The sequence below is a fragment of the Allobosea sp. 05T433 genome (assembly GCF_056396065.1).
The window spans coordinates 89,648-111,306 of sequence record NZ_JBFTKS010000009.1 but is presented as its reverse complement, the minus strand read 5'-3'; the positions used below and the strand labels follow the sequence as shown (position 1 = coordinate 111,306).

Below are 21,659 nucleotides of genomic sequence, written 5' to 3'. Positions count from 1 at the left end.
GGCTCCGTGTCTTGCAAGGGCGGGAACACCCTCACTATATACGCCGCCAAGAGGCGGTTTGACGACCGCGAAACGTGGAATGCCGGTTCCGTTTGCCGCGTAAGGCGGGGGCGGGCCGGTCCATGGGCCGGCAGGCGGTGCGAAATGCGTMGCCGGTCGGCGATCTGCTAATCGAAAGGGATCCCGTCCATGGGTAAAGTTATTGGTATCGACCTCGGCACGACGAACTCCTGCGTTGCCGTGATGGAAGGCACTACACCGAAGGTTATCGAGAATTCCGAGGGCGCGCGCACCACGCCCTCCATCGTCGCCATTACCGATGACGGCGAGCGGCTTGTCGGCCAGCCGGCCAAGCGTCAGGCCGTCACCAATCCGGAGCGCACTTTCTTCGCCATCAAGCGCCTGATCGGTCGGACCTTTGAGGATCCGATGACGAAGAAGGACATGAATCTTGTCCCTTACCGGATCAAGAAGGCCCCGACGGGCGATGCCTGGGTCGAGGCTGACGGCAAGGACTATTCGCCCTCGCAGATTTCCGCCTTCACCCTGACCAAGATGAAGGAGACCGCCGAGGCCTATCTCGGGCAGCCGGTCACGCAGGCGGTCATCACCGTTCCCGCCTATTTCAACGACGCCCAGCGTCAGGCCACGAAGGATGCCGGTCGCATCGCCGGCCTCGAGGTGCTGCGTATCATCAACGAGCCGACCGCGGCTGCGCTCGCCTATGGCCTGGACAAGAAGACCACCGGCACGATCGCGGTCTATGACCTCGGCGGCGGCACCTTCGACGTCTCGATCCTCGAGATCGGCGACGGCGTCTTCGAGGTGAAGTCGACCAATGGCGACACCTTCCTGGGTGGCGAAGACTTCGACATGCGCCTGGTCGAGTACCTTGCGGACGAGTTCAAGCGCGAGCAGGGCATCGACCTGAAGAAGGACAAGCTCGCCCTGCAGCGCCTGAAGGAAGCTGCCGAGAAGGCCAAGATCGAGCTTTCCAGCGCCGCGCAGACCGAAATCAACCTGCCCTACATCACTGCCGACGCCTCCGGGCCGAAGCACCTCGCCATCAAGCTCTCGCGCGCCAAGTTCGAGAGCCTGGTCGACGATCTGATCCAGCGCACCATCGAGCCCTGCCGCAAGGCGCTCAAGGATGCCGGTCTTTCGGCGGGCCAGATCGACGAGGTCGTTCTCGTCGGCGGCATGACCCGCATGCCGAAGGTCCAGGAGGTGGTGAAGCAGTTCTTCGGCAAGGAGCCGCATAAGGGCGTCAATCCGGACGAGGTCGTCGCCATTGGCGCCGCGATCCAGGCCGGCGTGCTGCAGGGCGACGTCAAGGACGTGCTGCTGCTCGACGTGACCCCGCTCTCGCTCGGCATCGAGACGCTCGGCGGCGTGTTCACCCGCCTGATCGACCGCAACACCACGATCCCGACCAAGAAGAGCCAGGTCTTTTCGACCGCCGAGGACAACCAGGGCGCGGTGACGATCCGGGTCTTCCAGGGCGAGCGCGAGATGGCTGCCGACAACAAGATGCTCGGCCAGTTCGACCTGATGGGCATCCCGCCGGCGCCGCGCGGCATGCCGCAGATCGAGGTGACCTTCGACATCGACGCCAACGGCATCGTCTCGGTGACGGCGAAGGACAAGGCCACCAACAAGGAGCAGCAGATCCGCATCCAGGCTTCCGGTGGTCTCTCCGAGGCCGACATCCAGAAGATGGTGAAGGACGCCGAGGCGAATGCCGCCGAGGACAAGAAGCGTCGCGAGCTGGTGGAAGCCAAGAACCAGGGCGAGAGCCTGGTGCACTCCACCGAGAAGTCGCTGAAGGACTATGGCGACAAGGTTTCTGCCGCCGACAAGTCAGCGATCGAGACCGCACTGGACGCGCTCAAGGCCGCGCTGGCCGAAGAGAATGTCGAGGCGATCACCTCGCGCACGACCGACCTGATGCAGGCCTCGATGAAGCTCGGTGAAGCCATGTATGCGGCGAGCCAGGCCGAGGGTGCCACGGCTGAAGGCGGCGAAGAGCATGCCGACGCCAAGAAGGACGACGTCATCGACGCCGACTTCAAGGATGTCAGCGACGACAAGAACGACAAGAAGAAGAGCGCCTGATCGCGCTCTGACCTCTCCACGACGACCTGGCCGGGCTCGCCCCGGCCATCTCGTTCGGGAAGGGCCTCTTGCAAGGGAAATGTCGTTCTTCTGACGAACATGGCCGGGTTCCCCCGGCCATGATGCCGAGAAGAACGAAGGGGTGGCTGTTTGATGTCCAAACGCGACTACTACGAGATCCTCGGCGTCTCGAAGACGGCTAACGAGGCGGAGCTCAAGAGTGCTTTCCGCAAGCTCGCGATGCAATGCCATCCCGATCGCCATCCCGGCGACAAGGGGGCCGAGGCCAAGTTCAAGGAGCTGAACGAGGCCTATCAGGTCCTGGCCGACGGCCAGAAGCGCGGCGCCTATGACCGCTACGGCCACCAGGCCTTCGAGAATGGCGGCGGTGGTGCCGGCGGCGGGGCCGATTTCTCCGACTTCATGTCGGACATCTTCGATTCCTTCTTCGGCGATGCGCGGGGCCGCGGTGGACCGCGCGGTGCCAATGGCCGCGAGCGCGGTGCCGATCTCCGCTACAATCTCGAAATCGGGCTGGAGGACGCCTTCGCCGGCAAAAGCGCCTCGATCCGCGTGCCGACCTCGATTGCCTGCGAATCCTGCTCCGGGACCGGCGCCAAGCCGGGCTCGACGTCGCGCCAGTGCCCGACCTGCGGCGGCCATGGCCGCGTGCGCGCCAATCAGGGCTTCTTCTCGGTGGAGCGCACCTGCCCGACCTGCAACGGGCGCGGCGAAGTCATCGACGACCCCTGCAAGAACTGCTCGGGCGCCGGGCGCGTCACTCGCGAGCGCACGCTGTCGGTCAACATTCCGGCCGGCGTCGAGGATGGCACACGCATCCGGCTTGCCGGTGAGGGCGAGGCTGGCCTGCGCGGCGGGCCGGCGGGCGACCTCTACATCTTCCTGTCGATCAAGCCGCACGCGATCTTCCAGCGCGACGGGGCCGATCTGTTCTGCCGGGTGCCGCTTGGCCTCACCTCGGCTGCTCTCGGCGGCGAGATCGAAGTCCCGACGCTGACGGGCGAGAAGGCACGCGTCAAGATTCCCGAGGGCACGCAGAACGGCAAGCAGTTCCGGCTCAAGGGCAAGGGCATGAGCGTGCTGCGCTCGCGCGAGGTCGGGGATCTCTATATCGAGGTCGTGGTCGAGACGCCGCAGAAGCTGACGGCGCGTCAGCGCGAATTGCTGCTCGAATTCGAGCGCGAATGCTCAGGCGCAACCCACCCGGAAACCGCCGGCTTCTTCGGTCGCGTCAAGGAGTTCCTGGGCGGCATGAGCGGCGGCGCGGCCTGAGCGCGGGCCCCGCAATTGAAAAGGCGGGCGACCCGTCCGGGGCACCCGCCTTTCAGATCGCCGGCCTGATGCAGATCAGGCCTTGTCGATCACTTTCTTGACCGCATCCTTAGCTTTGCCAACGGCCTGCTGGGCCTCGCCCTTGCGCTCCTGCGCAATCCCTTCGGCCTGAAGCCCCGGCTTGTTCATCGCCTTGCCGACGCCCTGCTTGACGTTGCCGGCGGCCTCGTTGGCCATGCCCTTGATCTTGTCCGCGGTGCTGCCCATGGGTCCTGTTCCTCTGTTAAAAAACGCATGTCGTATCAGCGACTTGTGCTGAGGAAACGGCTGGAACGGGCAAAGGTTCCCGGAAAAGTTCAAGCTGCTCCGGACCGGTCCGCGGATGCGATTGCCATCGCCCGCAGCGCCTCGGCGGTCGCCGCATCGGCCGGAAAGAAGGTTTCCAGCGCCAGTTCCGACAGCGTGATGTCGACCGGCGTGCCGAAGACGGTTGTCGTCGAAATCAGGGAGAGCACCTGCTCGCCGACCTTCAGCTGCATCGGCACGACGATCGCAGCTTCCGCCTCGGGTTCCGGCGCGTGGCCCTTGCGAGCGGGCTGAAGTGGCGCCGGATAGGTCAGCAGCTCGACGAGGAGATCGGCCAGGATCGGATCGGCCGTCGCCCTGATCTGCTGCCTCAGCCTTGCGATCAGATGGCTTCGCCATTCCGCGAGATTGACGATGAAGGGTGCGAGCCCGCTCGGATGCAGGCTGAGCCTCAGCACGTTGACGGGTGGGCGCAGCAGCTCGGCATCCGCGACAAGGCCGAGGAGAGGCGTCACCGCGGCATTCGCGGCAAGCAACGTCCAATGCCGGTCGACCGCGACGGCCGGATAGGGCTCGTGCCCCTTCAGCACGAGATCGATCGCCGACTTGGCTGCCTGCAAGCTCGGATCCTCCAGCGACCGTTCGAGATAGACCGGGGCATAGCCCGCGGCCAGCAGCAGGGCGTTACGCTCGCGCAGCGGCACGGCGAGATACTCCGCCAGGTGCAGAACCATGTCGCGACTCGGCGCCGAGCGGCCGCTCTCGATGAAGCTGAGATGCTTCTGGGAGATCTCCGCTTCCAGCGCGAGGTCGAGTTGGCTCAGCCGGCGCAGCTGGCGCCAGTCGCGGATGAGGTGACCGACGGTGGGTTGATGATGCTTGTTCATGGCGAGAAACCTATCCGGGCTGTCGGTTCGTTCCAATTACCTCTCGCTTAATCGACGGGCCGACACGACAGCGTCAGCATGGCTCCAACATCAACAGCCCGGGCCGGCCGCCGGAACGGACTCACACCCAGGAGACCACGCCATGTCCTCGATCCAGTCCTCGCGCTTCCTCCGCAATGCCCTTGCTCTCGATGCCGCTGCCTGCGCCGCCACCGGTCTGCTGCTCGCCTTCGCTGCTGCGCCGCTCACCGGATTGCTCGGCTTCCCCGAGGCTTTCCTCCGCGGCGCCGGCCTGGTGCTGCTCCCCTGCGCCGCGCTGCTGGCCCTCCTCTCCAGTCGCGAGACCCTGCCGCGGCTCGCCGTCTACGCGGTGATTGGCATCAACCTCCTCTGGATCGCCGACAGCATCCTGATCCTGGTTGCCGGATGGTTTGTGCCGACCGGGCTCGGCATCGCCTTCGTGCTGGCACAGGCTGCAGCGGTCGCGATCGTCACAGAACTCGAGATCATCGGCTTCAAGCGCTCGACCGCCGTCGCCGCCTGAACGTAAGCAGCAGGCATCTCCAACTCGACGCCTTCCGGCCGCCGCCGGAGGGCGTCGAGCTGTTTTCGCAAAGCCATCTTGTGGCGTGGGCGTCTTGTTCGCGGCCCAATGGGGGAGCGCGGGCTCCGATCGGGGAAAGCGTCACGAAACTGTCGTCCGCACTCAATAGCTGATGCGGCCTGCACAGTTTCTTGCCCCAACGGAACAGGACCGCCCCATGCGCACCTCACTCGTTCTCGCGGCTCTCGCCTCGGTCCTGCTTGGCGGCACGGCTCTGGCCGAGCCGATGTTCAACCGTGTCGCGACCTTCTCCGTGCCGCTCAACCTGCCGCCCGATCGCGACGCGTCCAAAAAGACGGTGTCGGAGATCATCGCGGCCAACGAAGCGGGAACGCTCCTGGCCTATACCGATGCCGAGCAGAAGGCCCTCGGCCTGATCGACATCACGACGGCCTCCGCTCCGAAGCCGGCAGGTTTCATTCCGCTCGAGGGCGAACCGACCTCGGTCGTGATCCTTGGCGACAAGGCCTTCGTCGTGGTCGTCACCTCCGGCGACAATTTCAAGGAGCCCGCCGGGCACCTTGCCACGGTCGATCTCAAGGCGCGGCAGGTCGTTGCCAAATGCGAGCTCGGCGGCCAGCCGGATTCGATTACGCTGACCAAGGACAAGGGCAAGATCGCCATCGTCATCGAGAACGAGCGCGACGAGAAGCTGAACAAAGGTGCGCTGCCGCAGCTGCCCGCCGGCAACCTGACCCTGGTCGGCATCAAGGATGGCGGCGCCGATTGCGCCTCGCGCCAGGTGATCGACCTGACGGGCATCGCCGCCATCGAGCCGACCGACCCCGAACCGGAATTCGTTGACGTCAACCAGGACGGCCTCGCCGTGGTGACGTTGCAGGAGAACAACCACCTCGCCATCATCGATACCAAGACCGGCAAGATCGTCACCCATTTCTCCGCCGGCACCGTCGATCTGAAGAACATCGACAAGACCCGCGACGGCGAAATCAAGCCGGTCGAGGAACTCAAGGGCGTCGCCCGCGAGCCGGACGCGGTGCGCTGGATCGACACCGAGCGCTTCGTCACCGCCAATGAAGGCGATTGGAAGGGTGGCTCGCGCGGCTTCACCATCTTCCGCAAGGACGGCACGATCGAGTTCGATTCGGCTGCGATGGTCGACCATATCGCCATGCGTCACGGCCATTATCCGGAAAAGCGCTCGGCCGCCAAGGGCAGCGAACCGGAAGGGATCGAGGTCGGCACCTACGGCAATGACAAGCTGATCTTCGTCGGCCTGGAGCGCGCCTCGCTCGTATTGGTCTTCAAGGACGAGGGCGCCGGGAAAGCACCGCGTTACCTCCAGGCCCTGCCGGGTGGCATCGGTCCGGAAGGCCTGCTTGCCATCCCGCAGCGCAATCTCCTTGTGTCGGCCTCCGAGACCGATGTCGGCGAGAAGGGTGGCGCCCGTTCCGCAGTGACCATCTATGAGCGCAACGAAGGCCCCGCCGCCTATCCGACGATCGTCTCGCAGGATCATGAGGGTCTGCCGATCGGCTGGGGCGCGCTGTCCGGACTTGCCGCCCATGGCAGCACAGCTGGCCGCCTCTTTGCCGTGACCGACAGCGCCTATACGCCGTCCCGCATCCTCGAGATCGACGCCACGCAGAAGCCGGCCAGGATCGTCGCCGGCCTGACGGTGACCAAGGGTGGCAAGCCCGCCTCCTATGACCTGGAAGGGATCGCGACCCGCGCCAATGGCGGCTTCTGGCTGGCTTCGGAGGGCAATCCCGAGATCAAGGACAAGCCGACTCGCAATATCCTGCTGCGGGCGACCGCAAAGGGTGAGATCGAGGAGGAGATCCACCTTCCCGAAGAGCTCGACAAGCATGCCGTGCGCTTCGGCTTCGAGGGCGTGACGGTGACCGGCGAGGGCGCGGACGAGACCGTCTGGCTTGCCGTGCAGCGCGAATGGAAGGACGATCCCAAGGGCAAGACCAAGATCCTGTCCTACAAGCCGGCCAGCAAGCAGTGGGGCGTGCTGCATTACCCGCTGACGGCTCCGGCCGCCGGTGCCTGGATGGGCCTCTCCGAGTTGACCTATCTCGGCAACGAGACCTTTGCCGTGATCGAGCGCGACAATCTCTTCGGCGCCAAGGCGGTGAAGACGCTGGCCACCTTCTCGGTCAAGGGTCTGACGCCGGCCGCAATCGGCGCCGCCGCCATCCCGACCGTCGAGAAGAAGCCGCTGCGCGATCTCACGCCGGATCTGATGAAGGCTGGCGGCTATGGGCTCGACAAGGTTGAGGGCATGGCTGTCGACAAGGCTGGCAATCTCTTCGTTGTCACCGACAATGACGGTGTCGACGATTCCTCCGGCGAGACCCAGTTCTTCGCCTTCGGCAAGATCTCGCGGTAAGGCACGCGCAATCGCCCGGCAGCGGGCCTCAGGCACCGCCCCGAAAAGCGGATTGCGGTTTTCGGGAAAGACGACGCAAACACAGATGGCTGGATCGTCGGACCGGAAGGTCCGGTCTGACGATTTGACGTTGCCGGGTTTCTAGCGAACCGGATCCAGGAACGGCGTGTCCGGCTCGCTGACATAGAAGATCACCACTTTCAGCATCTCGTTGCCGCGGTTGTAGCCGGTCATCTTGACGTTCGGCGGTTCGACCAGCGATTCGCCGGCCTTCACTGTCACGGCCGTGCGCCCCTGCATTTCCAGGGTGAAGGCGCCTTCGATGACATGGACCGTCACCGGGAAACGGTGCGTATGGAACGGTGTCCTGTCTCCCGGCTTGATCATGGCGGTCATCACCCTGATTTCCTGCTGGGGACCGGTCGGCATTCCCGGAACCACTGTCTTGAGCACGAGTTCAGGGCGCGCCAGCCGTTCGGTTTGGGCGGCGGCCGGCAGTGAGGCGAGGGCGCAGGCGGCGAGCGGCAGGCAACGCATGATCTCCTCCTCTGATCGCGACAATCCTGCTGCCATCATAGCCGCCTGCGCCGCCGCAGGCCCGGCCCATCTTGCCTGCAAAGAAAAACCCCGGATGCTTGCGCATCCGGGGCAGGTGCCTGGCCGTATCGCGTGACCAGGTGGGAGGAACGATTGAGATCACCAGCCAGCGAGCACGTTGCCCTTGAAGCGCTCGGTGACGAAGGCCTTGATCTCGGGTGAGTGATAGGCTTCGACCAGGGTCTTGACCCAGGGCTTGTCCTTGTCAGCCTCGCGCACGGCGATGACGTTGACATAGGGGCCCTTCGGGTCTTCGCGCAGGATGGCCGAGGTCGGCTCGATCTTGGCGTCGACGGCGTAGTTCGTGTTGATCGAGGCGGCCCCGACATCGGCGAGCGAGCGCGGCGCCTGCGCCGCATCGATTTCGATGATCTTCAGCTTCTTCGGATTGGCGGTGATGTCGGCGACGCTCGGCTTCACGCCGACGCCGTCCTTCAGCTTGATCACGCCCTTGTCCTGCAGCAGCAGCAGCGAGCGGCCGCCATTGGTCGGGTCGTTCTGGATGGCGACGGTCGCACCATCGGGAATCTCGGCCCAGCTCTTGTACTTCGACGAATAGATCCCGAGCGGGAAGTTCACGGTCAGGCCGACGCTGACCAGCTTGTAGCCGCGGTCCTTCACCTGGTTGTCGAGATAGGGCTGGTGCTGGAAGGAGTTGGCCTCCAGCTCGCCTGCATCCAGAGCCTGGTTCGGTACGACATAGTCGGAGAACTCGACGATCTTGATGTCGAGGCCCTTCTTGGCGGCGATCGGCTTCACCTTCTCGAGGATCTCGGCATGCGGGCCGGGCGAGACGCCGATGCGCAGCGTCTGGTTCTGCTGGGCCAGGGCTGGCACCGAGAGGAGAAGGGCGAGGCCGGAGGCGGCAAGCGCGGCGCGGCGGGTCAGATTGATCGACATGATGTTTCCTTGCGGCTGTTTGAACGGTTGAGGACGGATTGGCTCAGACGTGGCGCAGGCGCTTGTTGAGGCGCCGGGCAAGCCGGTCGCCGATGCTCTGCACGGTCTGGACGAGGACGATCAGCACGGCGACGACGACGGCCATCACGTCCGGCATGAAGCGCTGGTAGCCGTAGCGGATGCCGAGATCGCCGAGGCCGCCGCCACCGACGGCGCCGACCATGGCCGAGAAGCCGATCAGGCTGACGATGGCCAGCGTCAGTCCGAGTGTGATCGCCGGCAGTGCTTCGGGCACCAGGACCTTGCGCACGATCTGCAGCGGGCTCGCCCCCATGGCGCGCGCGGCCTCGACCAGGCCCTGATCGACTTCGCGGATGGCGCCTTCGATCAGTCGCGCGATGAAGGGGGCGGCTGCGACGGTGAGCGGGACCATGGCAGCATTGGTGCCGATCGAGGTGCCGGCGAGCAGCCGGGTGAAAGGGATGATCGCGACAACGAGGATGATGAAGGGCGTCGAGCGCGTGGCGTTGACGAGCACGCCGAGCACGGCGTTGACGGCGGGCGCGGCGAAGAGCTCACCACGTTTGCTGGTCGCCAGGAAGACGCCGAGGGGCAGGCCGATCAGCGTACCGATCCCGGCTGCGACCGCAACCATGAGCAGCGTGTCGGCGGTCGCCTGGGCGATGAGGCGGATGAGTTCAGGAGACATGGCCGATAACCTCCGCCTTGAGTTCGAGGCTCTTCAGGGCGCCGAGCACGGCAGCGAGTTCCGGCTCATGGGCCGTGACCGAGACGAGCAGGCTGCCAAAGGGCTGGCCCGCAATGGCATCGATCCGTCCGGCGAGGATGTTGACATCGACGCCGACGATCGAGCTCAGCCGGCTGATCACCGGGGCCGTCGCATTCTCGCCGATGAAGGTGATGCGCAGCAGGGCGCTGTCGCCTGGACGTGCCTCCGGCCTGACCCGGCCGGCGAGATGGGCGGGAAGTTCGACACCGGTCACCGTCTCGACGAAGCGCGCGGTGGTCGGGTGCTTGGGCTGGGTGAAGACGGTAAAGGTCTCGCCTTCCTCGACGATCCGCCCGCCCTCGATCACTGCAACGCGGTCGCAGATCTCCTTGATCACCGGAATTTCGTGGGTGATCAGCAGGATGGTGATGCCGAGCTCGCGGTTGACCCGCTTCAGCAGGCCGAGGATCGACTGTGTGGTCTCGGGGTCCAGCGCCGAGGTCGCCTCGTCGCAGAGCAGCACCTTCGGCTCGGTCGAAAGCGCGCGGGCGATACCGACGCGCTGCTTCTGGCCGCCGGAGAGTTCGGCCGGATAGCGTTCGCGCTTGTCGGACAGGCCGACGAGATCGAGCAGCCGCGTGACCTGGCGTTCGATCTCGGCCCTGGGCGCGCCTGCAATTTCAAGCGGCAGCGCGACATTGTCGAAGACGGTGCGCGACGAGAGCAGGTTGAAGTGCTGGAAGATCATGCCGATCGTCCGGCGCCGCGCCCGCCAACCGGCTTCGGTCAGCCCTGTGACATCCTCGTCCTCGATCAGGATGCGGCCGGAACTCGCCCGCTCCAGACCGTTGACCAGCCGGATCAGCGTGGACTTGCCGGCGCCGGAGCGGCCGATCACCCCGAGAATTGCGCCGCGCGGCACGGTGAGATCGATACCCGAGAGCGCAGTCACGGCGCCTTGCCCGGAGCGGCCGGAGAAGATTTTGCCGACATTCTCGAACCGGATCGCCGGCTCGGGACTGAAAACGGGGTTGGCACCGACGCTGAAGGCGTCGGGCTTCACGAGAGCGTTCATCATAACCTCAGAGGAGCGTGTGGCAGGACCAGTGCGAGATGCCGAGCTGTTCCAGCGTCACGTCGTGGATGGAGCGGCGTGTGTTCTCGTCTTCGTCCACTCGCTCCTGGGTCGAAGATGGTGCGAGCGCGGTGGAAAGGGCCCGGTCGAGCCAGTCCCGCAGCAATGCGCTCAGGGTCGTGATCAGCGGCATCGGCCTGCCCCCGCTATGACGCCAGCCGCAGCGCGGGACGGCGCTGCGAGGCGGCGAGTTGCCGGGCCGCGATCTCGGCAGCGCTTGGCGTTGCGAAACGGAGGCCCTCGAGTGCGCGAAAGGCGGACGAGGCGGAAATGAAGGTGAAGAAGCGTTCGTCGTTGCGGCGATTGACGAGACCGGCCTGGGTCTCGCCGATTTCGATGATGAATGCTTGCTGGGTCTGCGACTGGGTCATGGCTTACCTCCGCCGCATGGGCGGCGTTCGATTGGGCGGATCGGATTGGGAGAGGCCCCGGCGTCAGCCCGGGCGGTCTTTCAATGCAGGATCAGCATCGACAACAGCAGGCAGCCATCAGCATCGTGGCAGCGGACCGGCGCAAGGTCGAAACGGTCATGTTCATCTCCTCGTCACTGGAGCCCACGACCCGGTCGTGGCGCTTTAGCGTTTGGTGACGCGGCGCAAGCTGCTCGCTCAAATCTCCGCGGCCGCCGAACCATGTCCAGCGACAGTGCCAATTTGGGTGAAAGTGTCCTCTTTGTCAACCCGATCGTTCTTTTAAAGAAACGAATGAAAGGGAATGAATCTTTCGCGCGCCGTTGCCGAGGGGGCAGAAATCTCTCCTCGACCATCCCGCGGACCTCCCCCTGCGACAGAGCGCGGCTTGACGGAGAGCAGGTGACGAGGCCAAGTCGCGCCATGTCGGCCCTTGGTCCCCCGCTTGAGACGTTGCGCCGCTCCGTCCTCGGAGCCTGGCTTGCGGCCGTCTATGCGCTGGCCGTTCTGGCGGCAGGCCTGGCGCCGGCGTCAGCCTTTGCGGCTCATCCAGCGCTCGCAGGTGCGGTTCTGTGTTCCGGGCAGTCCGTCTCGGACACGTCCGAGGTTCCGGAGCCGGCGAATGGCGTCCAGCATTGCATTGGCTGCCCGATCAATCCTGCCCTTGCGATCCCTCCTGTACCGCCTCAGCCGGTGGGCGCGCGCCTTGCGGCCCCGCTGGAGCGCTCCGTTCCCATTCGGACGGATGCCATCCATGGCGCGGTCCTCGGGCTGCCGCAATCGCGAGCGCCGCCGATCGCATCCTGAACACGGTTTCGTCTCTCCCTCTCGTCTCGCGGCCAGCCGGACAGGCCGCCGCAAGCCGGGATTTCCGGCCATTCGCGAATGGCCGCGACCTCTTTCAGGACCATGCTGATGAACAAGCCCGTTCACTACCTCGCCGCGATCGCGCTCACACTCGCGAGCGCCGCCGCCTTCGCCCATGACTACAAGGCTGGCCCGCTGAAGATCGGCCATCCCTGGTCGCGCGCCACGCCGGCCGGCGCCAAGGTCGGCGGCGGCTACCTTTCGATCGAGAATACCGGTTCGACGCCCGACCGGCTGATTGCGGTCTCTGCGCCCTTCGCCGGTCGCGGCGAGATCCATGAAATGGCGGTCACCAATGGCGTGATGACCATGCGCGAGCTTGAAAAAGGTATCGAAATCCCGGCCGGCGCCAAGGTCGAGCTGAAGCCCGGCGGTTTCCACATCATGTTCCAGGAGCTGAAGCAGCCGTTGAAGCAGGATGAGCGCGTCAAGGGCACGCTGACCTTCGAGAAGGCTGGTGTGGTGGAGGTCGAGTTCAAGGTCGAGGGGATCGGCGCCAAGGGCGCAGCCGCCGAGCACACGCACTGAGCGCTTGAAGACAAGGCGATGGCCCCCTCTCGTTGAGAGGGGGCCATCGCGATTCCGGCCTTCAGAACCTGGCGCGCGGGTCGTGCTTTGCCAGCCGCGTCAGCAGATAGTCCACTTCCGCCTTGGCCGCGGCCGTCAGACCGGCGCCCGGCTTGCGCTGGGCGTCGCTGGCCAGGATGCCGCGCTTCATCATCGTATATTTGCGGACGGCAAGGCCGACACCCTGCTGCTGCTCGTAGCGCAGCAGGGGGAGGTGCGCGTCGAAGATGTCATGAGCCGCGTCGCGCTTGCCTTCGCTGGAAAGGCGGACGACGTCGATCAGCAATTCCGGGAAGGCATAGCCGGTATTGGCGCCGTCAGCCCCACGCTCCATCTCGAAATCGAGGAAGAGCCCGCCATTGCCTGTGAGGATCGCGATCTTGCGCAGGCTGCCTTCCGCCTGGAACTTGCGCAGCGTCGAGATCTTCTCGAGTCCCGGCCAGTCCTCGTGCTTCAGCATTACGCAGGACGGGTTGTCCTGGACGATGCGGCGGATCACGGCCGGCGTCATCACCACCGAGAGCGTCAGCGGGTAGTCCTGGATGACGAAGGGAATGTCGCTGCCGATCGCCTCGACGGCCTGGGCGTAATAGCCGACGATCTGGTCGTCGGTGCGCAGGCTCGGCGGCGGGGCGATCATTACGCCGCCGGCGCCGAGATCCATCACCTGCCGCGCCAGCGAGCGCATAGCCGCAAAGCCCGGCGCCGAAACGCCGACGATGATCGGCTTGCCACCCATCTTCGCGACGGCGCGCTTGACGAGCCCGACGGACTCTTCCGGTTCGAGCTTCGGCGCCTCGCCCATGATGCCGAGCACGGTGATACCGTCAGAACCGATGCCGGCGTAGAAATCGAAGAGCCGGTCGGTGCTCGGCCAGTCGATGGCGCCATCGGGCGTGAAGGGGGTCGGCGCAATGGGATAGACGCCGCGGGCGTCAGGGGTCAGCTGCATGGTCAGGTTCCTCGAAGTCTCTTCAGGCGATCCGGGTGCGGACGGTGCCGACGCCGTCGATGGCGCCTTCCAGCACGTCGCCCTCGACGACGGCGGCGACACCTTCCGGCGTGCCGGTGAAGATCAGGTCGCCGGGAGCCAGCGCGACGAGGCCGGAAAGATAGGCGATCGTCTCCGGCACGCTCCAGATCAGCTTGGCGAGATCGGAGGTCTGGCGCACGCGGCCATTGACCGTGAGCTCGATCTTGCCGGCCGCGGGATGGCCGCTATGGCTCGCGGGCACGATCTCCCCGATCGGGGCCGACTGGTCGAAGCCCTTGCCCATGTCCCAGGGGCGGCCGGTCTTCTTGGCTTCGCCCTGCAGGTCGCGGCGGGTCATATCGAGCCCGGCCGCATAGCCATAGACATGCGAGAGCGCCTCGGAGACCGGGATGTCGCGCCCGCCGGTGCCAATCGCGACGACCAGCTCCATCTCGTGGTGCAGGTCCTTGGTCTTGCTGGGATAGGGCATGTCGGTGCCGTTGATCACCACTGCGTCCGCGGGCTTGGTGAAGAAGAACGGCTCCTCGCGGTCGGGATCGCCCCCCATTTCGCGGGTATGTTCGGCATAGTTGCGTCCGACGCAGAAGATGCGGCGCACGGGGAAGAGCCCGCCACCCGCTACCGGAACCGCGTTGATGGCGGGCGGTTCGATCACATAATTCGTCATGACGCAGCGCTCCCTCGATGTCGTGCCGTTCATGGGCGAGCGACGGGCGCGAAGCAAGGGGCCGGGCGCTCGTGGCGGGGCTGCGCGCCCGGCATTGCCGCGTGACGGTTCAGGTGGATGCGGGAGCTTCTGGCGGCGTCGGCAGCAGCCGCTCGAGCACCGCGCGCAGTGCGCGCGCGGCGGCCTCGACATCGTCCTGCACGAACAGCGCGCCGATCACGGCAATGCCGTCAGCCCCTGCCTCGATGACCGAGGCCGCATTCATTGCCGTGATGCCGGCGATGGCTCCGACCGGGAGCGGCCCCAATGCGGCAGCAGCCTTGCGCCGCAGGGCCGTGAAGCCGTCGAGACCGAGCGAGGAGCCGGCATTGTCCTTGTGCGAGGTCTGGAAGACACCGCCGATGCAGGCATAGTCGATCTTCGCCGAGGCCAATGCGGAGAGTTCATCCTCATGCTTCAGCGTCGCGCCGATGATGGCGCGGGGCCCGAGCAGGCGGCGGGCATCGTTCGGCTTCATGTCGTCGGCGCCGAGATGGACGCCGTCGGCACCGGAAGCGAGCGCGACATCGACGCGATCGTTGATCAGCAGCGGCACCCTTGTGCCGTGCAGGGCCGAGCGGATGGCCCGGGCCTCGCGCACCATCTCGCGCGTCGTCTCGGTCTTGGCGCGCAGCTGGATCAGGGTGGCGCCGCCATCGACCGCGGCACGCGCCAGGTCGGCCAGCGAGCGCCCGGCCGCGATCTGCGGATCGACAATGCCGTAAAGGCGGATATCAACGCTCACCCGTGCTCTCCCATCCGTTCGCGCAGCGTGGCCTCGTCCATCCCTGCCAGCGCGTCGATCAGGTGCACGGCGAAGCTGCCGGGCCCTTGCGATGTCTCTGCCGCAATCTCGCCGGCGACGCCATAGGCGGTCAGCGCGGCGGCGGCCGCGACTGCCGGATCGCCCTCGACCGCGCAGCATGCCGCGATCAGGGCGCCCGCTGCGCAGCCGACCCCGGTGACCCTCGTCATCAGCGGATGGCCATGGGAGACGGACAGCATGCCGCCTGCGCGCATGATCCGGTCGACCTTGCCGGTGGTGACGAGCGTGAGGTTGCGCTCGCGCGCCGTCTTGAGATCGGCAGCAAGCGCGGCCATCTCGGTCGCGTTGCCGCGCACGACGATGTTCGGCAGGCGCAAGACCTCGCGCGCCACGCGCTGGCGCAGCGGCGAGAGTTCGACGAAGACCGGATCGAAGACCAGCGGTTTCTGTCGGTCGCGCGCGACCTCCAGCAGCTTCGGGATGGCGAGTTCGCTCTCGGCATTGATCGTGCCGATGTTGATCAGGATCGCGCCGGCGCCCTCGGCCATTGCCGCGATCTCGTCGACATGGATCGCCATGGACGGGATCGCGCCGAAGGCGAGCAGCATGTTCGCCGTAATGTTCTGCGCCACCGTATTGGTGAGGCATTGCACCCGCGGGCGGCTCGCTGCCACCCGCGCCAGCACGCCTGCAACGACCGTCGCGTCGAGGCGGGCCGCGGTCATCGTCGCGCTCATTCCGCCGCCGGCAAGTAGAGATTGCCGCCCTTGGCGAGGAATTCCTGCGATTTCTCCGCCATGCCCTCGAGCGCCGCGCGTTCGTTCTCGCCCATCGCCAGCACTTCGGCGCGCAGATCCTGCGTGATCTTCATCGAGCAGAATTTCGGCCCGCACATCGAACAGAAATGCGCGACCTTGTGGGCATCCTTCGGCAGGGTCTCGTCATGGAAGGAACGTGCCGTATCGGGGTCGAGCGCCAGGTTGAACTGGTCCTCCCAGCGGAAGTCGAAGCGGGCGCGCGAGACCGCGTCGTCGCGGATCTTGGCCGCTGGATGGCCCTTGGCGAGATCGGCGGCATGGGCCGCGATCCGATAGGTGATGACGCCGGTCTTGACGTCGTCGCGGTTGGGAAGGCCGAGATGCTCCTTGGGCGTGACATAGCAGAGCATGGCGCAGCCGAACCAGCCGATCATCGCCGCGCCGATGCCCGAGGTGATGTGGTCGTAACCCGGCGCGATGTCGGTGGTCAGCGGTCCCAGCGTGTAGAACGGCGCCTCGCCGCATTCGCGCAGCTGCTTGTCCATGTTCTCCTTGATCTTGTGCATCGGCACGTGGCCCGGGCCCTCGATCATCACCTGGCAGCCCTTGTCCCAGGCGACCTTGGTGAGCTCGCCCAGCGTCTCCAGCTCGGCAAACTGGGCGCGGTCATTGGCGTCGGCGATCGAGCCCGGACGCAGGCCGTCGCCGAGCGAGAAGGAGACGTCATATTTGCGCATGATCTCGCAAATCTCGTCGAAGCGCTCGTAGAGGAAGCTCTCCTTGTGGTGCGCGAGGCACCAGCGCGCCATGATCGAGCCGCCGCGCGAGACGATGCCCGTGACGCGGCTCGCAGTGAGCGGGACATAGGGCAGGCGCACGCCGGCATGGATGGTGAAATAGTCGACGCCCTGCTCGGCCTGCTCGATCAGCGTGTCCTTGAAGACCTCCCAGTCGAGCTTGATCGGGTCGCCGCCGACCTTCTCAAGCGCCTGGTAGATCGGCACCGTGCCGATCGGAACCGGCGAGTTGCGCAGGATCCAGGAGCGGATGTTGTGGATGTTGCGGCCGGTCGACAGGTCCATCACCGTGTCGGCGCCCCAGCGGATCGCCCAGACCAGCTTCTCGACCTCCTCGGCAGCGCCGGACGTCACGGCCGAATTGCCGATATTGGCGTTGATCTTGACCAGGAAATTGCGGCCGATCGCCATCGGCTCCAGTTCGGGGTGGTTGATATTGGCCGGGATGATGGCGCGGCCGCGGGCGATTTCCTCGCGCACGAATTCAGGGGTGACGAATTCCGGAACCGAGGCGCCAAAGCTCTCGCCATCGGCATGGCGCTCGCGTGCGCCTTCGAGCATCGCGGCGCGGCCGAGATTCTCGCGATGCGCGACATAGATCATCTCGGGCGTGATGATGCCGGCCTTGGCGAACTCGTACTGGGTCGCCATCTGGCCGGGCTTCGCCTCGAGGATCGGGCGTGGGGCCGGGCAGGCGGGAACGAGCTGTTCAGGCGAGATATGGCCGTTATCGGCGGCAGTGACGGCGCGGCCGGGCACGGTCGTGAAGCCGGAGGCATCGAGCCAGGCGCGGCGCGGCTGCGGCAGGCCGGCATTCAGGTCGATCGTGACATCGCTCTCGGTGAACGGACCGGACGGGTCGTAGATCCGGACCGGCGGCTCGGAATCGGTGGTGAGCTGAACTTCGCGGAAGGGCACCCGCATCTCGGGATGGTCCGGCGGCGCGACATAGATCTTGCGCGAGCCGATGATCGGTCCGGTCGTCACGCTTTGAGGGGCAGCCTTGACGGTATTCTTCTGGGGCTTGGTGTGGGCGTTCATGGGATCTCCTCCTTGGTCCAAGGTTCAGGAGATCCGGGTTTAGAAGCGGTCCAGTCGCTGTCTGCGGGTACACGTGTGGCGCACGCCGCGTTCCAGTCCCTCCGCCGGTATGACCCGGATCAGGTTCGACGGGTTCGGCTTTGGACGCCATCTCAGCTCTTGCGAGCACCCCTCGGAACGAAGCGGAGGTTAGGGCCGGCGGCTCTTGAACGCAACCGGCAAGGGGCGGGATGCGGCCCTGCCATGCGGCGCCGGAATGCCGGGCTCAGGCGAGAATGTCGACRTTCTGGCCCTGGCCAGCGGCAAGAGTAGCCTTCTGGGACTCGGCACTCTGCTGCAGCATATCCACGAGCGCTTGGTCGGACGTCGCCTGCTGCTTCACCATCGCTGTCTGCAAGGTCTGGCGGGTCGAGGCTGCCTGGCTTGCGGCAAAGCCCTGCGCGATCGCGACGGTTGTCTCACTCATCTCAACTCTCCTTACGACAGGTCTTAAGCCGGAGAGCTTGCTGATTCCTGAATCCCCTGATCCGGGGAGACCGGCGCGACGGTCGCCCGCCGCGCCGGTTCTATTGGTTCACTGCGGCTGATTCTGCCCGGCCAGCAGCGGGGTGATGCGTCGGAGCGTGACGCGGCGGTTCTCGCGGGCGGCCTCCTGCGTCTGCACCTTGAGATACTGCTCGCCATAGCCCTGCGTCGTCAGGTTCTCCGGCGGCACCTGGAAATCGCGCGTCAGGATCTCGGCGACCGATTGGGCCCGGCGATCCGAGAGCGAGAGGTTGTCGACATCCGAGCCGACGGCGTCGGTATGGCCCTCGACCAGGAAAACCTCATTCGGCGCGCGCTGCAGTGCCTGGCTGATCGAGGCGGCAATCACCGAGAGCCGCTGCGCCTGGTTGGGGGTGACCTCCCAGGACCCGGTCTCGAAGGTTACCGTGTCGATATCGACGCTGCGCATGCGGGCGCGCAGGTCCGGCGAGTAGCGGACCTCGTCGAGCGTGTAGCGGCGCGGGATCGCGGCGATCGGCGGGGCGGTGATCGTCTCATAGATCAGGCGCTGGTCGGCCTGCTCGGCGTCGACGATATAGCGCTCGCGCGGGATCGGCAGCGGCGGCGGCGGCAGCACGACGACCTCGTCCGAGAAGCGCATATCCGGCCGATCGCGGCGGGTGTTGTCGATCATCACGATCTCATCGCCATCGCGCATGCGCCGGGTCCGGCGGATCAGGCGGCCATCCTCGTCGGTCACGGTGATGATGCGGCTGCCGTCCGGCCGTTCGAACACGGTGACGTTCTCGTCTCCGCGCCGTTCGGTCCGTCCCTGCCAGCCGAGGTCGCGGAAGCGCTCGGTCTCGTCGCGGCGGATGATGGCACGGTCGTCGTCGCGGATGATCGTGCGACCGGGCTCGCGAATGATCGTGACGTCGCCCTCGCGGCGCTCCTCGCGGCGCCCGCGGACATCGTCGAGGCGGGTCGCGCCCTGCGTCGCCATGATGCCGCCGAGCACGCCGACGCCAAGGCCGATCGCAGCCGCGCCACCGAGGCCGATGCCACCGCGACGGCCCTGCCGGTCAGGCGGGGGCAGTTGCCCGGGTCCAGCGGCTGGAGGCTGGCCGGCCGGAGGCGGAGCGAGCGTCTGGCCCGGCTGCGGCGGTGCAACGGGCGGCGGGACTGCGCCGGGCGCGCGACCGCCGGGGGGCGGGGCGAGCGGGGCTGCTGCCGGCGGCTGAGCGGGTAGCGGCGCCGGAACCTGACCGGGTGTTGCAGAAGGCGGTTGGCCGGCTGGCGGCGCGCCGGGCGCACGACCACCCGGAGGCGGCACCAGCGGCTGGGTCACGGGCGGCTGAGCTTGCGGGGCAGTTCCTGGCACCGGCGCTGGTGTCGGGCGAGCCGCCGGGGGTTGGGTAGGAGCCGTCGCTGGCGCCGCCTCCGGTTGGCCGGCTGGCGGCGCGCCGGGCGCACGACCACCCGGAGGCGGCGCCAGTGGCTGGGTGGCGGGCGGCTGGGCTTGCGGAGCCGTTCCTGGCACCGGTGCTGGCGTCGGGCGAGCCGCCGGAGGCTGGCCCGGAGCTGCCGCTGGCGCCTGGCCGGCCGGGGGCGTGCCGGGCGCACGGCCGGCAGGAGGTGGCGCCAGCGGGGCGGTAGCGGGCGGCTGGGTTTGCGGAGCCGCTCCGGGAGCGCGTCCCCCTGCTGGGGGCGTCAACGGTGCGGTTGCCGGCGGCTGCGCCTGTGGGGCGGGAATCGGACGGGCTGCCGGCGGCTGCACGGGGGCCGGGACGGGCGGCTGGGCGCGCGGCGGCACGGCCTGAGGCTGGCTGGGCTGGGCTGGAGGAGCCGGGCGCGGCACCGCCGGGATTGGCTGAGGCGCGGAGGAGGGCGGGGGCGCGGGTTGCGGCCGTATGGCTGGTGGGCGTCCGGGTTCGCCGGCGCCCGGCGGCACGGGGCGCGGCATCTGCGGCTCGCGGCGCGGTTCAGGCGGCGGCGCGGCGCGTGGGCGTGGCTGCGCGGGTGGCGCTGCGCTTGGCGCCGGAGGCGCGACCGGCCGCTGGATCGCAGGCGGCGCCCCGGGTGCTCCGGGAGCGGGCCGCGGGCGTTCGGCCCCAGGCGGGCGCGCCTCGCCGGGCGCGGCTGGGGCTCCCGGGGGGCGAGGCCGGCGCGGCTGTCCGGGCTCTTCGTCCGACGGCGCAGGAGCCTGCGCTAATCTCATCGGTGCCTGCGCCGGTTCGACCGCGAAGCCGCCATGCGACAGGGTCAGGCCGGGAAGGACAGTACCGATCAGAAGCCAGTTTTTCGTGCGCGTCATGAGTTCCGTTTCCGTTTCAGTGGCTCGGGCTATCAGCGCGCGTGCGCACTGAACCCGCCATGAACCGAAAACGGCCGAAATCGGGCAGGGTTCCTCCCCGCCCGACCCGAGCTGTGCGGGCTAAAGCCCGGCCTCGGCCTTTGCATAGCGCGCGATCTCGGCGTGGCTGGCAAACCAGCAATCGCCCTTCGCCTTGGCATGCCGGATCAGCTCCTCGAGGATCCAGATGCGCGAGCGGTAGGTGATGACATGGGGATGCATGGTCAGCAGGAAGAGCCCGCCTTCCTCATGGGCGCGGTCGAATTCGCGGCGGAAGATGTCGAATACGGCTTCCGGCGCCGTGTAGGGCCGCAGCGCCTGGAAGCGGTTCATGTTGAAATAGACCGCATCGTCGCGGATCCATTCGACCGGAAGCTCGACCATGCCCGTCGGCTCGCCCTTCTCGATGATCTCGTAGGGGTCGTCATCGGCAAAGAGCGAGGAATCGTAGAGCAGGCCGAGTTCGCGCTCGATGCTCAGGGTCACTTCCGAAAAATCCCAGGACGGCGTGCGCATGCCGACCGGCCTGACGCCGGTGATCTTCTCCAGCGTATCGGCTGAGCGCAGATGCAGTTCGCGTTCGGCCGCGGGCGGCACGGCGGTGTTGACCTCATGGATCCAGCCATGCAGGCCGATCTCGTGGCCTTCCGCTATGACGCGGCGTTGCTCGTCGGGATAGAGCAGGGCGGTCACCGCCGGCACGAAGAAGGTCGCCTGGATCTGTTCCTTCGCCATCAGGCTGAGGATGCGCGGCATGCCGACGCGGTTGCCATACTGGCCCCAGGAGAGGCGGCCGACCGATTTGCCGCCATCGCGCAATTCGTTCGTCTCATGATCGACGTCGAAGGAGAGGGCGACGGCGCAGCGCGCGCCGTTCTTCCATTTCGTGGGCTTCAGGTTGCGGCCTGCGCGCACGCGCTCGACCTTGTCGCGCCAGACCTCCTCGGGCCATTGCCAGGGTTCGAGAGCAGGTTCGGTCATGGCGGGT

The 21,659-nt window shown here is 66.7% G+C and carries 22 protein-coding genes and 1 riboswitch; of the genes, 6 read left to right on the top strand and 16 right to left on the bottom strand.

All coding sequences use genetic code 11. From position 1 onward, the window contains the following. Positions 1 to 189: 189 nt before the first annotated feature. Together dnaK and dnaJ are read left to right on the top strand one after the other, a co-directional pair. Positions 190 to 2,115, top strand: coding sequence for a molecular chaperone DnaK (gene dnaK, locus AC1DGP_RS14770; RefSeq protein ID WP_441490793.1), 1,926 nt, complete (start codon positions 190 to 192; stop codon positions 2,113 to 2,115). Between the two features lie 153 nt (positions 2,116 to 2,268). Next, on the top strand, positions 2,269 to 3,408 hold the full coding sequence (dnaJ, locus tag AC1DGP_RS14765; protein ID WP_441506357.1) for a molecular chaperone DnaJ: 1,140 nt from the start codon (positions 2,269 to 2,271) through the stop codon (positions 3,406 to 3,408). Positions 3,409 to 3,483: 75 nt separating this feature from the next. Here the strand turns inward: dnaJ and AC1DGP_RS14760 are convergent, their stop codons facing one another. Next, the gene (locus tag AC1DGP_RS14760; RefSeq protein ID WP_043234134.1) at positions 3,484 to 3,675 is read right to left on the bottom strand and encodes a CsbD family protein; all 192 of its coding nucleotides are present in this window, start codon (positions 3,673 to 3,675) and stop codon (positions 3,484 to 3,486) included. 89 nt (positions 3,676 to 3,764) lie between these two features. Continuing rightward, positions 3,765 to 4,601 carry a helix-turn-helix domain-containing protein gene (locus AC1DGP_RS14755; protein ID WP_441506356.1) on the bottom strand — a complete coding sequence of 279 codons (837 nt, stop codon included), beginning with the start codon at positions 4,599 to 4,601 and terminating at the stop codon, positions 3,765 to 3,767. 142 nt (positions 4,602 to 4,743) lie between these two features. Here AC1DGP_RS14755 and AC1DGP_RS14750 point away from each other — a divergent pair, with 142 nt between their 5' ends. Continuing rightward, positions 4,744 to 5,145, top strand: coding sequence for a hypothetical protein (locus AC1DGP_RS14750; protein WP_476832249.1), 402 nt, complete (start codon positions 4,744 to 4,746; stop codon positions 5,143 to 5,145). Between the two features lie 217 nt (positions 5,146 to 5,362). Next, positions 5,363 to 7,564 carry an esterase-like activity of phytase family protein gene (locus AC1DGP_RS14745; protein ID WP_441506354.1) on the top strand — a complete coding sequence of 734 codons (2,202 nt, stop codon included), beginning with the start codon at positions 5,363 to 5,365 and terminating at the stop codon, positions 7,562 to 7,564. Between the two features lie 141 nt (positions 7,565 to 7,705). Here AC1DGP_RS14745 and AC1DGP_RS14740 read toward each other — a convergent pair whose 3' ends face one another. The 6 genes from AC1DGP_RS14740 to AC1DGP_RS14715 all read right to left on the bottom strand — a co-directional run bounded on the left by AC1DGP_RS14740 (position 7,706) and on the right by AC1DGP_RS14715 (position 11,297). Then, the gene (locus tag AC1DGP_RS14740; RefSeq protein ID WP_441490799.1) at positions 7,706 to 8,101 is read right to left on the bottom strand and encodes a cupin domain-containing protein; all 396 of its coding nucleotides are present in this window, start codon (positions 8,099 to 8,101) and stop codon (positions 7,706 to 7,708) included. Between the two features lie 159 nt (positions 8,102 to 8,260). After that, a complete protein-coding gene (locus AC1DGP_RS14735; RefSeq protein WP_441490800.1) occupies positions 8,261 to 9,061 on the bottom strand; it encodes a MetQ/NlpA family ABC transporter substrate-binding protein in 801 nt (266 codons plus the stop codon). Between the two features lie 43 nt (positions 9,062 to 9,104). Further along, on the bottom strand, positions 9,105 to 9,770 hold the full coding sequence (locus tag AC1DGP_RS14730) for a methionine ABC transporter permease (RefSeq protein ID WP_441506353.1): 666 nt from the start codon (positions 9,768 to 9,770) through the stop codon (positions 9,105 to 9,107). Beyond that, positions 9,760 to 10,866 (bottom strand): methionine ABC transporter ATP-binding protein, encoded by a 1,107-nt coding sequence (locus tag AC1DGP_RS14725; RefSeq protein WP_441506352.1) that lies wholly within the window; start codon positions 10,864 to 10,866, stop codon positions 9,760 to 9,762. Before AC1DGP_RS14725 ends, AC1DGP_RS14730 begins: the two co-directional genes overlap by 11 nt. A 7-nt stretch (positions 10,867 to 10,873) precedes the next feature. Next, the gene (locus tag AC1DGP_RS14720; RefSeq protein WP_441506351.1) at positions 10,874 to 11,059 is read right to left on the bottom strand and encodes a hypothetical protein; all 186 of its coding nucleotides are present in this window, start codon (positions 11,057 to 11,059) and stop codon (positions 10,874 to 10,876) included. Between the two features lie 13 nt (positions 11,060 to 11,072). Further along, the gene (locus AC1DGP_RS14715) at positions 11,073 to 11,297 is read right to left on the bottom strand and encodes a hypothetical protein (protein ID WP_441506350.1); all 225 of its coding nucleotides are present in this window, start codon (positions 11,295 to 11,297) and stop codon (positions 11,073 to 11,075) included. 441 nt (positions 11,298 to 11,738) lie between these two features. On the opposite strand from AC1DGP_RS14715, the gene AC1DGP_RS14710 reads away from it, so the two are divergent. Both AC1DGP_RS14710 and AC1DGP_RS14705 read left to right on the top strand, forming a co-directional pair. Continuing rightward, positions 11,739 to 12,143 carry a hypothetical protein gene (locus AC1DGP_RS14710; RefSeq protein ID WP_441490804.1) on the top strand — a complete coding sequence of 135 codons (405 nt, stop codon included), beginning with the start codon at positions 11,739 to 11,741 and terminating at the stop codon, positions 12,141 to 12,143. 108 nt (positions 12,144 to 12,251) lie between these two features. Beyond that, positions 12,252 to 12,731, top strand: a complete 480-nt coding sequence (locus AC1DGP_RS14705) for a copper chaperone PCu(A)C (protein ID WP_441506349.1) — start codon at positions 12,252 to 12,254, stop codon at positions 12,729 to 12,731. A 61-nt stretch (positions 12,732 to 12,792) separates the two neighbouring features. Here the strand turns inward: AC1DGP_RS14705 and AC1DGP_RS14700 are convergent, their stop codons facing one another. From AC1DGP_RS14700 to AC1DGP_RS14665, 8 genes are all read right to left on the bottom strand, one after another. Next, complete coding sequence (locus tag AC1DGP_RS14700) at positions 12,793 to 13,722, bottom strand: dihydrodipicolinate synthase family protein (RefSeq protein ID WP_441506348.1); 930 nt, start codon at positions 13,720 to 13,722, stop codon at positions 12,793 to 12,795. Positions 13,723 to 13,744: 22 nt separating this feature from the next. Beyond that, the gene (locus tag AC1DGP_RS14695) at positions 13,745 to 14,431 is read right to left on the bottom strand and encodes a fumarylacetoacetate hydrolase family protein (protein ID WP_441506347.1); all 687 of its coding nucleotides are present in this window, start codon (positions 14,429 to 14,431) and stop codon (positions 13,745 to 13,747) included. 109 nt (positions 14,432 to 14,540) lie between these two features. Further along, a complete protein-coding gene (gene thiE, locus AC1DGP_RS14690) occupies positions 14,541 to 15,215 on the bottom strand; it encodes a thiamine phosphate synthase (RefSeq protein WP_441490808.1) in 675 nt (224 codons plus the stop codon). Then, complete coding sequence (locus AC1DGP_RS14685) at positions 15,212 to 15,961, bottom strand: hydroxyethylthiazole kinase (protein WP_441506346.1); 750 nt, start codon at positions 15,959 to 15,961, stop codon at positions 15,212 to 15,214. Before AC1DGP_RS14685 ends, thiE begins: the two co-directional genes overlap by 4 nt. Positions 15,962 to 15,969: 8 nt before the next feature. Then, the gene (gene thiC, locus AC1DGP_RS14680; RefSeq protein ID WP_441506345.1) at positions 15,970 to 17,832 is read right to left on the bottom strand and encodes a phosphomethylpyrimidine synthase ThiC; all 1,863 of its coding nucleotides are present in this window, start codon (positions 17,830 to 17,832) and stop codon (positions 15,970 to 15,972) included. A gap of 78 nt (positions 17,833 to 17,910) precedes the next feature. Continuing rightward, a riboswitch (TPP riboswitch) is annotated at positions 17,911 to 18,015 on the bottom strand. A gap of 82 nt (positions 18,016 to 18,097) precedes the next feature. Further along, positions 18,098 to 18,298 carry a hypothetical protein gene (locus AC1DGP_RS14675; RefSeq protein WP_441506344.1) on the bottom strand — a complete coding sequence of 67 codons (201 nt, stop codon included), beginning with the start codon at positions 18,296 to 18,298 and terminating at the stop codon, positions 18,098 to 18,100. A 108-nt stretch (positions 18,299 to 18,406) separates the two neighbouring features. After that, a complete protein-coding gene (locus tag AC1DGP_RS14670) occupies positions 18,407 to 19,666 on the bottom strand; it encodes an OmpA family protein (RefSeq protein WP_441506343.1) in 1,260 nt (419 codons plus the stop codon). Between the two features lie 1,086 nt (positions 19,667 to 20,752). Then, positions 20,753 to 21,652, bottom strand: coding sequence for a polysaccharide deacetylase family protein (locus AC1DGP_RS14665; protein ID WP_441506342.1), 900 nt, complete (start codon positions 21,650 to 21,652; stop codon positions 20,753 to 20,755). Positions 21,653 to 21,659: the final 7 nt, after the last annotated feature.